The sequence below is a fragment of the Rhodocista pekingensis genome (assembly GCF_042665545.1).
GTDB lineage: Bacteria > Pseudomonadota > Alphaproteobacteria > Azospirillales > Azospirillaceae > Rhodocista > Rhodocista pekingensis.
This window is the reverse complement of record NZ_JBHTCM010000010.1, coordinates 818,369-831,989: the sequence shown is the minus strand read 5'-3', so window position 1 is coordinate 831,989 and position 13,621 is coordinate 818,369. Positions and strand designations below refer to the sequence as shown.

The window sequence follows — 13,621 nt, the reverse complement described above, 5'->3', positions numbered from 1 at the left end:
GTCAGCTTCGGGAAGGTCCTGACCGGTTTACCACCGATCAGCCACACCCGGAATGACATAAGGACGGTGGCCCGTGACGTCACCGGGGCGGGCGATCCGCCGCGGCCCGGTCCCCCACGGTGTCGCCCTGGCGGTGGCGACGGAACTCCCCGCACTCGCCCCCGGCCAGCAGACCCTGGGGACCCAGCAGATCCTCCAGCACGGCCACGCGCGAGCGGCGGCGGCCGGTCGCCTGCCCGGGCCCGAGGGCCGGTACGGCGGTATCGGTCGGGGCGGCCGCCCCGCGGCAGCGCAGACGTCTGTGCAACCCGAACATGCGTCGTCGCCTTCTCCTGTCGTGTCTGCCACCCGCGTCCGCCGGATCGGGCCGCCCCCACGGGGACGGCGGCCCGGTTCCCGGTCGGGCGGGGGCGGCGTCAGCCGATGCGGATGCGGGTATCGTCCAGGAACGCGTAGTCCGGCAGCGCCAGGTTCAGCGGCGCCGGGCCCTTGCGGATGCGGCCCGCCGTGTCGTAGTGCGAACCGTGGCAGGGGCAGAACCAGCCGCCGTAGTCGCCGCGCGGATCGGTCGACTTCTGCCCCATGGGCACGCAGCCCAGATGGGTGCAGATGCCGATGGCGATCAGCCACTGCTCATGGCCTTCCTTCACGCGGTCGGTGTCCGGCTGCGGGTCGATCAGGGAGTTCAGATCCGTCTTGCGGGCCAGTTCGATCTCGGCCGCCGTGCGGTGGCGGACGAAGACCGGCTTGCCGCGCCAGGTCACGGTGATGGCCTGACCTTCCGCGATCGGGCTCAGATCCACCTCGATGGAGGCCAGCGACAGGGTGTCGGAGGCCGGGTTCAGGCTGTCGATGAACGGCCATGCGGCGATGGCCGCGCCGACCGCGCCCGTGGCGATGGTGCCCAGAACCAGGATGTCGCGGCGGGACGGATCGCCGTCCTCCTGCCCGGTTCCCAGGGGGCCCGGATGGGTCAAGTCCGTCATGATCACATCTCCTCGGCGACGGGGCGCCGCACCGCGGCTCCCCGTAGGTCCAGTTGCTGACGTTGCGAACGGCCCCGCTCCCGACCGGGGCTCGCCATCGCGCCTCCCCGGGCGGCAGGCGCCAGGGGACACCGGCCTGTCCGCCGTCGGGGCGGGCGGGCCGGCCCCCGTACACGGGGGCGATGGTTCTTACGGGGGACATCAGGCGCCAAACGGCCGGGCAGGACTTTGACAACTGTCAAGACCGACCCGGCCGCTCGACTTTTTTGTCGCCGACCGGAATCGCTATCGTCACCGGACCCGTTGCCCCGCGGCCGGGACCGACCCGGCGGCGATCCCCCGGTGTCCTGGCCGGGTCACCGCCTCAGGCCGCTTCAGGCCGCGACGGGGCCGTCGGTGCCGGGGCCATCCATGCCGGGGGCATCGGGTTCCGGCACCACCAGCACGTCGCAGGGCGCGTGCGCCAGCAGGGCCTCCGCCGTGCTGCCGACGATCAGCCGTTGCAGGCCGCCGTCGCTGCGCGTACCGGCCACCAGCAGCTCGATCCCCTGGTCGGCCGCCCAGCGGGGGAGCTGGTCGCGGGCCGCGCCCTCCACCACCACCGGGCGGAGGTCCAGCCCGTCCAGCCCGCCCAGCGCCAGAAAGGCGGTCAGCTCGCGCTTCGCCGCCCCGGCTTCCTTCTCCAGGGTGGCGTGGACATGCGCCTTCTCCACCACCGCCAGCGCCAGCGGCATGCGGCTGACCGAGGGATAGGCGTGGACCGCCAGCGCCCCGGCCGGCAGCAGGCCCAGCCGGTCCGCCGTCAGCGCGGCGAGGCGGGAGGAGGACCCGAGGTCGATGCCGACCGCCACCCGTCCATAGGCGCCCTCAGGCGGGCGGATCGCCATCAGCACCGGCACCCGCGCCCGCCGGATCACCCGCTCGGCCGTGGTGCCGGTGAAGATGTCGCGCAGCAGCTTGCGGCGGTGCGTGCCCAGGACCACCAGATCGCTGCCCGTCTCCACCGCCATCCGGGTGATGACGGCGAAGGGGTCGCCGGCCTCGCACAGCACGCGCGCACCCGGCAGGGGCCGGGTGCGCTCCAGATAGGCGCGGGCGGCCGCGATCTCCTGCCGGACCAGGTCCGCCGGCTGGTCGTCATCCACCACATGCAGCACGTTCAGCGACGCGCCCGTGTCCCCGCACAGGAGGGCGGCGCGCCGGACGGCGGCGTCGGATCGCGCCGAGAGATCGGTGGCGACGAGAACGGTCTTCATGTCCGGAATCCTCCTTGCTCTGTCGTCACGGCCCGGTCGGGCGGGACGGTCGTCGGGCCGGTACGCCTTGCGGCGTCGGCCTGGTTCATACGGCGGCGGTCCTCCGCCACCGTTCTGATGCGCAGCGCCAGTTCGGGGTTGCCCTTCAGCAGCGCGCGGAAATCGGCGGCGCCCAGTTCCAGCAGGTGGCAGTGGACCAGCGCCGTCACGTCGGCGGCGCGGCGGCGGCGGCCCAGCAGCCCCATCTCGCCGAAGAAGTCGCCGCGGCCCAGCCGTACCCGCTGGTCGCCGGTGGCGATCTCCACCGCGCCCGAAGCGATGAAGAACATGCCGTCGGCCCGCTCCCCGCGGGCCATCAGCCGTTCGCCCGGCCGGGCGAAGCGCGGCGACAGCAGGGCGGCGACCTGGGCCACCTGCGCCTCGGAGAGGTTGGAGAACAGCGGGAACTGCTCGATCAGGGTGCGGCCGTCCAGGCGGATGTCCAGGCGCGGCCGCGCGGCGGCGGCGGGGGTCTCCACCGCCACGTCGTTCAGCAGATTGTGGTACAGCTCCTGCCCGATCAGCCCGTCGTTCAGCAGGGTCGTGTGCTCCGCCTCCTCCAGGCGCAGGGCGTACTGGCGCAGGAAGCGGCGCTGCATGGCGCGGGCATAGTGCGGGTACTGAAGCCAGAGCGCCTCCAGCGCCCGGTTGGTGGCGTCGATGCGCTGGGCCAGGATGCCGCCGACCAGCCCGGCCAGCCGCTCGCCCAGCACCGTCGCCAGCCGTCCCGCCGCGAAGTGGCGCAGATCCTCCAGCACGATGCGGCTGACCAGCAGCGTCTCGAAACGGTCGGCCAGCCGGTTCGCCAGCAGCCGCTCCACCCGCAGGTGCCGGTGCAGCGCCGTCGCCAGCACGAAGGCGGGGCCGAAGCCCAGCCAGTGCCGGGCCTCCCGGTTGTACTCGCTGCGGCCGCCGCGCCGCGCCGCCTCGACCAGCCGGTCGCTCTGTTGCAGCATCGCCTCCAGCACATGCGGCGAGGCGGTCTTGCGGTGGAAATGCTCCAGCAGCGCCTCGCGCTCCCGCCCGGCCAGCGCCACCAGGGCGATGTTCAGCCGGTCGCGGTCGGCGATGGCCTCCTCCCGGTCGTCGCCTGCCGCGGCGATGCGGTCGGCATAGGGGCGGGCGACCTCGGACGCCACTTCCGGGGGGATGTGGTAGGCGGTCGCCGCCCGCTCCACCGCGTCGCGCACCGCCACCAGCGACAGCGCCACGACCCGCCGGCGCAGCGCCTGGTCCAGCGGGCTGAGCCGGTCCAGGCCCAGCAGCCGGATCAGCGGGCGCAGGGTGGTGCCGTTCACCAGCAGCGTGAACAGGACATAGCCGGTCGCCAGGATGGCGACGAAGCGCTGCACCTCGGGCGGGAAGACCGGGTTCTCCGTCACCGCCAGTCCCAGCGCCAGGGTGACCGCTCCGCGCAGTCCGCCCCAGAGGATCACCACCTTGTAGGGCGTGGAGACGGCCTGCCCCAGCCGCAGCCAGCTCAGCAGCGGCAGCAGCAGGAACAGCACCAGCGCCCGCGCCACGAGGCAGGCCAGCACCAGGATGGCGACCAGCCCGACCTCGCGCCAGCCCAGGCCCGTCAGCAGGCGCGGCACCAGGATGGCGGCCAGGATGAACACCAGCGACCCGGCCCAGAAGGCGATCTGCTCCCAGACCTCCTCCAGGAAACGCCAGTTGCGCGGCGACACCCGCGTGCGCCCGATGGCGCCCAGCAGCAGCCCGGCGGTGACGCAGGCCGTGACCCCGGAGACGCCGAGATAACGCTCGGAGACGATGTAGGCGAGATAGGGCAGGGCCACGGTCAGCGTGACCTCCGCCGTGCGGATGTCGCGCACCAGCGGCAGCAGGGCCGCGATGCCGCGGGCGAACAGCAGCCCGACCAGCAGCCCGCCGCCGAAAGAGCGTGCGAACCCCGCCAGGGTCGCGCCCACCTCGGGCTCGTCGGCGGCGGTGATGAAGGCCAGCAGCGCCGTGAAGATGGCGATGGCGGTGGCGTCGTTCAGCAGGCTCTCGCCCTCGACCAGCCGCGACAGCCGGGCCGGCGCGCCCAGGTCCCGGAAGATCGCCACCACCGCCGCCGGATCGGTGGTGGCGACGATGGCGCCCAGCATCAGGCAGACGGCCAGCGGCACGCCGGCGAAGGGTTCCAGCGCGAAGCCCACCACCGCCGTGGTCACCACCACCGCCACCACGGCCATCAGCAGGATGGGGGCGGCGTCCTCGGCGATGCGGCGGACATCGAGCGTCAGCGAGGCCTGGAACAGCAGCACCGGCAGGAAGACGAAGAGGAAGACCTGCGAGGTGACCGGAAAGCCCAGGATCAGCCCGGCCGGCACGTTGAACAGGTCGGTCAGGGAGGTCGTCAGCAGGAAGGTCGAAACCGCCCCGATCAGCACCCCGACCAGGGCCAGCAGCACCGTGTAGGACAGCCGCAGCCGCTGCGCCAGCGGCTGCACCAGGGCCGTCACGCAGAACAGCACGGCGATGATGATGAGGACGGAAGGCAGGTCGGCCATGGTGGGGCGGTCGGGTCGGCTTCGGGGCGGAGGGTCCGGCAGGTCGGTGACGATGCTCCGGGAGATCCCGGCGGCCCCGGCGTCACCCCGCCCGGTCCGCGGCCCCCGGTCGGGTGCCGGCCGGGACCAGTCCCGACGACGGCAGAATGGAGGAACGGCGGGATTCCGCAATGCTCATCCGCCGGGTTCCTGTCATTCCGCACATTTCCGCCAGCATCGTCTTCTGCCTTTTCCGACCGTGTCTCAGGCCCTGCTGTCGATGACTGTGCCGCCCGCGCCACCAGGACAGGCGGGCGCGCGGCTGTTCAGGACAGGGAAGACCGATACCGCCATGGAGATGACAAACGCGCGATCCCGGTACTTCATTCCAGCGGCGTCGGGCCGCAGCCTTCCGGCGGGATCGCCGCGGACGGAAGCGGCGCGCCCATGGTACAGGATGCCGCAGGCGGATCGCCGCAGCGTCCGCCGGCAGTCTTGCGGGGCCACGGCACCGGGGCCATGTCGGAGACTGACTTTCGCACCCTTTCGCACCGCCGCGGACGCGCGCTTCCTGCGCGAGGAGGACTGGAAACGATGGTGGATACGCTGACGCAGCAGGGCCGGACGGAGGTTCCGCCCGCCTCCGGCGCGGACGCGGGGACGCAGCGCGCCTGGCACGCCGTGCCGGCGGAGACGGCGCTGGCCGACCTGGGGACGACGCCCGACGGGCTGGCACCGGAGGAGGCCGCCCGTCGCCTGAAGACCTACGGCTCCAACCGGCTGCCGATCGTCAGACAGGCCAGTTCGCTGCGCCGCTTCCTGCGCCAGTTCGACAACATCCTGATCCATGTCCTGCTGCTGGCCGCCCTCGTCACGGCGCTGCTCGGCCATTACGTGGACACGGCCGTGATCCTGCTGGTCGTGGTGATCAACGCCATCATCGGCTATGCGCAGGAAGGCAAGGCGGAAGCCGCGCTGGAGGCGATCCGCAGCATGCTGCAACCGACCGCCACCGCCATCCGCGGCGGCCACCGGCGGACGGTGGAGGCGGTGGATCTCGTCCCCGGCGACATCGTGCAGGTCGAGGCGGGCGACCGCGTTCCCGCCGACCTGCGTCTGGTCCGGACCAAGGGCCTGCGGGTGCAGGAGGCGGCGCTGACCGGCGAGTCGGTGCCGGTCGAGAAGGCGCCCGCCGCGGTGGAGCCGGATCTGCCCCTGGGCGACCGCAGCGGCATGGCCTATTCCGGCACCCTGGTCACCACCGGGCACGGGCTGGGCGTCGTCGTCGCCACCGGCACCGCGACGGAGCTGGGCCGCATCAGCACCCTGTTGCAGGCGGTGGGGACGCTGCGCACCCCGCTCCTGCGCCGGATGGACAGGTTCGGCCGCCAGCTCACCGCCGTCATCCTGATCCTGTCCGCCCTGGTGCTGATGATCGGGGTGATGGTCCACAAGGCGCCGCTGGCGGACAGTTTCCTCGCCATCGTCGGCATGGCCGTGGCCGCCATCCCGGAAGGTCTGCCGGCGGTGCTGACCATCACGCTGGCCATCGGCGTGCAGCGCATGGCCGGGCGCAACGCCATCATCCGCCGCCTGCCGGCGGTGGAGACGCTGGGCGCCGTCTCGGTCATCTGTTCCGACAAGACGGGCACCCTGACCCGCAACGAGATGACGGTGGGCAGCGTCGTGCTGCCCGGCGCCGCCTATGCCGTCTCCGGTGCCGGCTACGATCCGGCCGGCGGTTTCCAGCCGCTTCCGGCGGACGCCCCGGTCGGGGAACAGCAGCCCGCGGGGGCCGCGGACATCGACCCGGCGGCGGACCCGGGCCTGCTGGACATCGCCCGCGCCGCCGCCCTGTGCAACGATTCCGAGGTGATGCGGGGCGAGGGCGGCTGGACGGTGAACGGCGATCCCATGGAAGGGGCGCTGACCGTGCTGGCCGGCAAGGCCGGGCTGGACGGTCAGGAGCTGCGCCGCCAGTATCCCCGCCGCGACGAGATCCCGTTCGATGCGGCGCACCGCTTCATGGCGACGCTGCACCATGCCCATGACGGCACCGCCTTCGTCTGCGTCAAGGGCGCGCCGGAGCGCGTGCTCGCCATGTGCTCCAGCGCGGGCCGGCTGGAAGAGGGGACGGCGGTTCCCTGCGACCGCGCCCGCTGGGAGCGCGAGGTCGAGCGTCTGGCCGCTGCCGGCCAGCGCGTGCTGGCCCTGGCGGCGAAGCGGATGCCGGGGGAGACGTCGGGCCTGACCTTCGCCGACGTGGAGGACGGGCTGGTGCTGCTGGGGCTGGTCGGGCTGATCGACCCGCCGCGGCCCGAGGCCATCGCCGCCGTGGCGGAGTGCCGTTCGGCCGGCATCCGGGTGAAGATGATCACCGGCGACCATGCCGCCACGGCGCAGGCCATCGCCCGCAGCCTGGGGCTGGAACGTACCGACCGCGTCGTCACCGGCCAGGAGCTGGAGACGGTGGGGGCCGAAGAGCTGAAGCGGCTGGCGATGGAGGTGGACGTCTTCGCCCGCACCTCGCCCGAGCACAAGCTGCGGCTGGTGGATGCGCTCCAGGCCGACGGGGCGGTGATCGCCATGACCGGCGACGGCGTCAACGACGCCCCCGCCCTGAAACGGGCCGATGTCGGCATCGCCATGGGCAACAAGGGTACCGAGGCGGCCAAGGAAGCCTCGGAGATGGTGCTGGCGGACGACAACTTCGCCTCCATCGTCGCCGCCGTGCGCGAGGGGCGCACCGTCTACGACAATCTGACCAAGGTGATCGCCTGGACGCTGCCGACCAACGGCGGTCAGGCGCTCTGCATCATCGCCGCGATCCTGGTGGGGGCTACCCTGCCGATGACGGCGGTGCAGATCCTCTGGGTCAACATGGTGTCCGCCGTGGCGCTGGGCCTGACGCTGGCCTTCGAGCCGTCGGAATGGAACATCATGCAGCGGCCACCCCGGCCGACGGATGCGCCGATCCTGTCGCGCTTCCTGGTCTGGCGCGTGGTGCTGGTCTCCATCCTGTTCCTGATCGCCGCCTTCGGCATCTTCGAATGGGCGATGTCCAACGGCCGCGGCCTGGAGGAGGCGCGTACCCTGGTGGTCAACACCATCGTGGTGCTGGAGATCGCCTATCTGTTCAGCGTGCGCTACCTGCACCTCACCTCGTTCAGCTGGGTGGGCATGCTGGGAACGCCGGCGGTGCTGATCGGCATCACCGTGGTGACGGTGCTCCAGTTCGCCTTCACCTACCTGCCCCCGTTCCAGGCCCTGTTCGGCACCGCCGCCGTCCGTTTCAGCGACGGCGTCATCGTGGTGGTGCTGGGGGCCGTGCTGCTGGTCTTCCTGGAGCTGGAGAAGCTGATCCGGCAGAAGATCCTGCACATCGAGGACGATTGAGAGGGAACGGCCGGCCGGGGCTGACCATCGCCCCGGCCGGCTGTTCCGGTCCGGTCAGGGCGCGCCGCCCAGGGCCTGGAACAGGGTGACCCGGTTCTGGAAGACGTCCAGCCGGGTCTGCGCCAGGGCGTTCTCCGCACTGCGGCGGCGTTCCTGTGCATCCAGCCAGGAGCGCAGCGACACCGCCCCGGCGCGGTAGCGCGTCTCGTAGAGCCGTTCCGCCGTCTCCGCCGCCGCCAGCGCCCCCGCCTCCCGCTCCGCCTGGATGGCGAGCTGGCGGCTGGCGGACAGCGCGTCGTTCACCTCCCGCAGCGCGGTCAGCAGGCTCTCGCGGAACTGGATGACGGAACGCCGGTAGTCCAGCTCCGAGGTTTCCAGGGTGAGCGACAGCCGGTTCCAGTTCACGAAGGGCAGGGAGATGTCCATGCCCAGGGTGGCGACCGGGTTCGCCAGCACGTCGCCCAGGCTGGTGCTGCTGCCCCCGCCCGAGCCGGTCAGCCCGATCGCCGGATAGAAGGCGGCGCGGTCGGCATCCACCAGGGCCAGGCTGCGGCGCAGGCGCAGCTCCGCCGCCCGCAGGTCCGGCCGGCGGCCCAGCAGCTCGGCCGGCAGGCCTGGCCGCACCACGCCGGGATCGGCGGGCGGCAGGGTTCCCGGCTCCTCCGCTTCCGGCCAGGGAGCGCCGCCCAGCAGCACGGCCAGGGCGTTGCGCGCCTCCACCCGCTGCTGCACCAGGGCGGCCTGCGCCGCCTCCTGCGACAGCACGCTCTGCTCCGCCTCGTTCAGCTCCAGCAGGCCGACGCCACCCGTGCGGTACTGCACCCGCACCAGCTCCGCCGTGCGCCGGGCATAGGCGATGCTCTGCTCCCCCAGGGCGATGCGGTGGTTCAGATAGCCCAGCCGCCAGTAGCTGCCGGCCGTCGTGGCGATCAGGGCCAGCCGCGTGGCAGCCAGATCCTGCTCCGTCGCCACCGCCTCCCAGGTCGCGGCGTCCGCCGTGGCGTCCAGCCGCCGCCAGAGGTCCACCTCGTAGGAGAGGCCGGCGCTGACCGAGTAGCTGTCGCTCGTCTCCCCGTCCTGCCGGCGCAGCGTTCCGCCGCCGCCCGCGTTGGCCTGCGGCCGCAGCGCGTCGCGGGCGAGCCCGGCCTGCACCCGGGCCCGGCGCAGGGTCAGCCCGGCCGCTGCCAGATCGTTGTTGCGCTCCAGCACGGCCGTGACCAGCCGGTCCAGGGCGGGATCGGCGAAGCTCTCCCACCAGCGGTCGGTCGGGGCCGTGAGCGCCGGGGCGGCGGCATCCACCGCCGCGGCCTGGGCGAAGTCGCCGCCGAGCGGCAGCTCCGGCCGGGCATAGGGCGTGCGGCCCGCACAGCCCGACAGCGCCAGCAGCGCCGTGGCAAGGGCGACACCCGCCGTCAGGGGGCGCCGGGCCTCCTGGTGTGGCAAGGCCGGGCGTGGGATGGCCGGGTGCGGGATGGCCGGGGAGGGGAGGACCGGGCCGGGAGGGGGGGAGGGGAACCGCTTCATTCGCGCACCAGGGCTTCGACCGGGTCCAGCCGGGCGGCGCTGCGCGCCGGCAGGAAGCCGAAGACCACTCCGATCAGGGTTGAACAGGCGAAGGCCAGGACGATGGACCAGGGCGAGAAGACCAGCGCCGCCCCCGCCCCGAAGGCGGAGAAGCCGGCCCCGATGCCCAGTGCCAGCAGGATGCCGGCGACGCCGCCGATCAGGCAGACCAGCACGGCCTCGATGAGGAACTGTTGCAGGATGTCGCTCTGCCGCGCGCCCACGGCCATGCGGACACCGATCTCCCGCGTCCGCTCGGTGACCGACACCAGCATGATGTTCATCACGCCGATGCCGCCCACCACCAGCGAGATCACGGCGATGGACGCGATCAGCATGGTCAGCACGGCGGTGGTGTTGGTGATCGTCGCCCGGATCTCGTCGGTGTTGACGATGAAGAAGTCGGTGCTGCCGTGCCGCTGTGTCAGGAGGCGGGTCACCTCCTTCTCGGCCACGTCCATCGGCGTGTCGTCGCCGACGCGCACGGTGATGCTGCGCAGCGTGTTGCTGCCCAGGATGCGGTGCATCACCGTGCTGTAGGGCAGATGCACGGTCAGGGTGTCGCCGCCGCCGCCGAAGCCGCTGGCCTGCTTCTGCGCCACGCCGATCACCCGGGCCGGCAGGCTGCCGACCAGGATCACCTGCCCGATCGGGTCGATGGCGGGGTCGGTGAACAGGGTGTTGCGCGTGTTCTCGTCGATCACGACGTCCTGGGTCAGGCCGCGCACGGCCTCCTCGCCGAAGAAGCTGCCGGCCGCCGCCTGGGTGCCGCGCACCCGGAAATACTGGGCGCCCACGCCGCGCACCTGCCCGTTGCTGGCGACGTTGCCGTAGCGCAGCACGACGCTGGTGGAGACCATGGGCGTCACGCTGTCCACATAGGGCTGCGCGGCCAGGGCGTCGGCGTCCGCGATCACCAGGGTGTTGATGCGGCCGGCATTGCGGTCGCCGAAGCCGCGGCCGGGCATGATGTCCAGCGTGTTGGTGCCGATCGCGCTGATCTCCTTGAGGATGCGCTGGCGCGAGCCCTCGCCCAGCGCCACCACCGACACCACCGAGGCGATGCCGATGATGATGCCCAGCATGGTCAGGAAGGTGCGCAGCTTGTGCGCCCCCATGGCCAGCACGGCCATGCGGAACGCCTCGGCGAAGCGGTCCATGGCGGCGCCCAGGGCGCTGGCCTGCGGTCCGCCTGCGTGCTCCAGCACCTTGCCCGCGGCCAGCCCGGCGCCGCGGCCCGGCCGGTCGGCGACGATCTCGCCGTCGCTGATCTCGATGATGCGCTGGGCGTGCTCGGCCACGCCCATGTCGTGGGTGACGATGATGACCGTGTGGCCGTCGGCGTGCAGTTCCTCCAGGATGCGCAGCACCTCCGCCCCGCTCTGGCGGTCCAGCGCACCGGTGGGCTCGTCGGCCAGCACCACCTCGCCGCCGTTGACCAGGGCGCGGGCGATCGAGACGCGCTGCTGCTGGCCGCCGGAGAGCTGGCCCGGCCGGTGGTCGGTGCGGTCCGACATGCCCAGCCGGTCCAGCAGCGCCAGCACGCGCTCGCGCCGGGCCGCCCGCGGCGTGCCGGCATAGACGGCCGGAACCTCCACGTTGCCCACGGCCGTGAGGTCGGGCAGCAGGTGGTAGCGCTGGAAGATGAAGCCGAAATGCTCGCGCCGGAGCCGGGCCAGCTCGTCCGGTTCCAGCGCCGACGTCTCCTTGCCCATGATCCGGTAGGAGCCGGCGGTGGGACGGTCCAGGCAGCCCAGGATGTTCAGCAGGGTGGACTTGCCCGAGCCCGAGGCGCCGACGATGGCCACCATCTCCCCGGCGTTGATGGTCAGGTCGATGTCCTTCAGCACCGTCAGGGTCTGGCTGCCCGACGGGAACTCCCGCCGCAGCCCGCGCAGCTCGATCAGGGGGCGGCCCATGGCTCAGAGCCCCATCGGCGACGGGCCCATGCGGCGCGGGGTGATGGCGGCCGAGGCGCCGCCGGCCGAGCCCTGGCCGATCACCACGCGCTCGCCCTCTGCCAGCCCCTCGCGGACCTCGGCGACGGCGTTGTTGTTCAGCCCGACGCGGATCTGGCGCGGCTGCGCCGGCCCGCCGTCCGGATCGGCCACGAGGACGGTGTAGCTGCCGTCGCGGCGGCGGTTGCCCAGGGCGGCGGAGGGGATCAGGGGCACGTTCTGCGCCCGGTCCAGCACGATGGAGACCTGCGCCGTCATGGAGATGCGTAGCCGGCCCTCCGGGTTCGGCACGTCCAGCAGGCCGTTGTAGTAGATCGCCGTGGAGGTCGAGGAGGAGGCGGCGTTGCTGGCGCTGCTGCTCTCGGACTGGAGTGATTCCGGTGCCGGCTCCACCGACCGCAGGGTCGTGGTGTAGCGCCGGTCGGGCTCGCCCAGGATGGTGAAGTAGGCCTCCTGGCCCGGCCGCACCCGGGTGACGTCCGCCTCGGAGATCTCCGCCTTCACCGTCATCTCGTTCAGGTTGGCGATCTTCACGATGGTGGGCGCCGTCTGGTTGGCGTTCACCGTCTGGCCCTGCTTGGTGACGATGGCGACCACGGTGCCGTCGATGGGCGAGGTGATGCGCGTGTAGCCCAGGTTCGCGCGCGCCGTCTCCACCGAGATCTGCGCCTGCACGATCTGCGCCTCCAGCGCCTCGATCTGCGCCTCGGTGGCGGCCAGCGACGCCTGCGCCACTTCGAACTCGGCGCGCGAGGTGGCGTCGGCGGACAGCATCTGGCGCTGCCGTGCGAAGGCGGCGCGGTCGCGCACCAGATTGGCCTGCTGCTGGCGCTTCTGCGCCTGGAACGCCTTCAGGCTCGCCTCCGCGGTGCGCAGGGCGTTGCGCTGGGTCACCGAGTCGATCTCGGCGATCAGGTCGCCCTGCGTCACGGTCTGGCCCAGCTCCACCGCCAGCCGGATGACCTGGCCGGACACCTGCGCGCCGACGCTGACCATCTCCTTGGCCTCCAGCGTGCCGGTGGCGAGCACCGTCTGCTCGATGTCGCCCAGCCGGACGGGAACGCTGGGCGGCGGCTGCGGCGGGGTACGCCCGAAATAATAGGCCGCGGCAGCGGCGGCGGGGATCAGCAGGAGCAGCCCGATGAGGGGCCAGCGACGCAGAAGGGAACGGGATTTCGGCATGATCTCGGGAGCACCGGCGCGGACGGACGAAGACAGACGAGTACCTGATACGGACGCCGCCGCCAAACCCGACGCGCGGATCGCGCGGGTCCGGGTCCGGCAGGGGCGTCAGGACGGGGCGTCAGGGCGGGGCCGCGTCTCCCTGGCGGAGGCGGAGGCCGATGCCGCCGCCCTGTTCGACCGGCTGGACAGTGACGGCAGCGGCGCCCTCGTCTCCACCGAGGCCGACGCCGCCCGTCCGCCCCTGCGGTCCGGCGGGCCGGGCGGGGACGGCGATCTGCGCCGGCCGCCGGACGCCACCCAGGGCGGGCGCGGTCCCGGCGGGAAGGGACCGGGCGGCAGCGGACCCGGGGCGCGTGGTGGCGCGGCGGTGCGTGAAAGCCCGGTCATGGCCGCGGACAGCAACGCCGACTTCCGCGTCACCCGCGACGAGCTGGTGGCCCAGGTGCTGCGCACCCTGCACTGGATCGACAGCGACCATGACGGGGCGCTGACCCCGCAGGAGGTCACGGCCGGCCTCGTCGCTGTGCAGCAGCTTCCGCAGCCCGGCTCCGGCGGCGACCGCCGCCCGCCCGGCGGCCGCGGCGGCCCCGGCGGGGGTGGTCCCGGTGGGAGAGCCATGCCGGTGTCTGGAGATGCCGTCGAAGGCCATGTATGATTGAAACAGTCCGTGGGCGCTGAACTCTCCAGGTTGCCATGTCATGTGCACCCCATGCGGTGCGGTTGCCTTGACGGGCAGCACCGTA

At 72.5% G+C, this 13,621-nt stretch carries 9 protein-coding genes; 2 read left to right on the top strand and 7 right to left on the bottom strand.

Going from position 1 to position 13,621, the window contains the following annotated elements:
* Positions 1-79 precede the first annotated feature (79 nt).
* The 4 genes from ACFQPS_RS12125 to ACFQPS_RS12110 all read right to left on the bottom strand — a co-directional run bounded on the left by ACFQPS_RS12125 (position 80) and on the right by ACFQPS_RS12110 (position 4,797).
* The gene (locus ACFQPS_RS12125) at positions 80-316 is read right to left on the bottom strand and encodes a hypothetical protein (RefSeq protein ID WP_377359299.1); all 237 of its coding nucleotides are present in this window, start codon (positions 314-316) and stop codon (positions 80-82) included.
* Between the two features lie 100 nt (positions 317-416).
* Positions 417-986, bottom strand: coding sequence for a ubiquinol-cytochrome c reductase iron-sulfur subunit (gene petA / locus ACFQPS_RS12120; protein ID WP_377359297.1), 570 nt, complete (start codon positions 984-986; stop codon positions 417-419).
* Positions 987-1,360: 374 nt separating this feature from the next.
* Positions 1,361-2,242, bottom strand: coding sequence for a universal stress protein (locus ACFQPS_RS12115; RefSeq protein ID WP_377359295.1), 882 nt, complete (start codon positions 2,240-2,242; stop codon positions 1,361-1,363).
* Complete coding sequence (locus ACFQPS_RS12110; RefSeq protein ID WP_377359293.1) at positions 2,239-4,797, bottom strand: cation:proton antiporter; 2,559 nt, start codon at positions 4,795-4,797, stop codon at positions 2,239-2,241. The genes ACFQPS_RS12115 and ACFQPS_RS12110 overlap by 4 nt, the downstream gene beginning before the upstream one ends.
* A gap of 573 nt (positions 4,798-5,370) precedes the next feature.
* On the opposite strand from ACFQPS_RS12110, the gene ACFQPS_RS12105 reads away from it, so the two are divergent.
* Entirely contained in the window at positions 5,371-8,172 is a 2,802-nt protein-coding gene (locus ACFQPS_RS12105; RefSeq protein WP_377359291.1) for a cation-transporting P-type ATPase, read from the top strand.
* 54 nt (positions 8,173-8,226) lie between these two features.
* On the opposite strand, the gene ACFQPS_RS12100 is transcribed toward ACFQPS_RS12105, so the two are convergent.
* The 3 genes from ACFQPS_RS12100 to ACFQPS_RS12090 form a co-directional block, all read right to left on the bottom strand.
* Positions 8,227-9,615, bottom strand: a complete 1,389-nt coding sequence (locus ACFQPS_RS12100; RefSeq protein ID WP_377359288.1) for an efflux transporter outer membrane subunit — start codon at positions 9,613-9,615, stop codon at positions 8,227-8,229.
* 77 nt (positions 9,616-9,692) lie between these two features.
* A complete protein-coding gene (locus ACFQPS_RS12095) occupies positions 9,693-11,654 on the bottom strand; it encodes a MacB family efflux pump subunit (RefSeq protein ID WP_377359286.1) in 1,962 nt (653 codons plus the stop codon).
* A gap of 3 nt (positions 11,655-11,657) precedes the next feature.
* Positions 11,658-12,875, bottom strand: a complete 1,218-nt coding sequence (locus ACFQPS_RS12090; RefSeq protein ID WP_377359284.1) for an efflux RND transporter periplasmic adaptor subunit — start codon at positions 12,873-12,875, stop codon at positions 11,658-11,660.
* Between ACFQPS_RS12090 and ACFQPS_RS12085 the strand changes: the two genes are divergently transcribed.
* On the top strand, positions 12,874-13,533 hold the full coding sequence (locus ACFQPS_RS12085; protein WP_377359282.1) for an EF-hand domain-containing protein: 660 nt from the start codon (positions 12,874-12,876) through the stop codon (positions 13,531-13,533). The two genes, ACFQPS_RS12090 and ACFQPS_RS12085, sit on opposite strands and share 2 nt — an antisense overlap.
* The last annotated feature ends 88 nt before the right edge of the window (positions 13,534-13,621 follow it).

Excerpts from the sequence above, each read along its gene's own strand:
- ACFQPS_RS12125 (WP_377359299.1), bottom strand. The coding sequence starts at position 316 with ATGTTCGGGTTGCACAGACGTCTGCGCTGCCGCGGGGCGGCCGCCCCG.
- petA (WP_377359297.1), bottom strand. The coding sequence starts at position 986 with ATGACGGACTTGACCCATCCGGGCCCCCTGGGAACCGGGCAGGAGGAC.
- ACFQPS_RS12115 (WP_377359295.1), bottom strand. The coding sequence starts at position 2,242 with ATGAAGACCGTTCTCGTCGCCACCGATCTCTCGGCGCGATCCGACGCC.
- ACFQPS_RS12110 (WP_377359293.1), bottom strand. The coding sequence starts at position 4,797 with ATGGCCGACCTGCCTTCCGTCCTCATCATCATCGCCGTGCTGTTCTGC.
- ACFQPS_RS12105 (WP_377359291.1), top strand. The coding sequence starts at position 5,371 with ATGGTGGATACGCTGACGCAGCAGGGCCGGACGGAGGTTCCGCCCGCC.
- ACFQPS_RS12095 (WP_377359286.1), bottom strand. The coding sequence starts at position 11,654 with ATGGGCCGCCCCCTGATCGAGCTGCGCGGGCTGCGGCGGGAGTTCCCG.
- ACFQPS_RS12085 (WP_377359282.1), top strand. The coding sequence starts at position 12,874 with ATGATCTCGGGAGCACCGGCGCGGACGGACGAAGACAGACGAGTACCT.
- ACFQPS_RS12090 (WP_377359284.1), bottom strand. The coding sequence starts at position 12,875 with ATGCCGAAATCCCGTTCCCTTCTGCGTCGCTGGCCCCTCATCGGGCTG.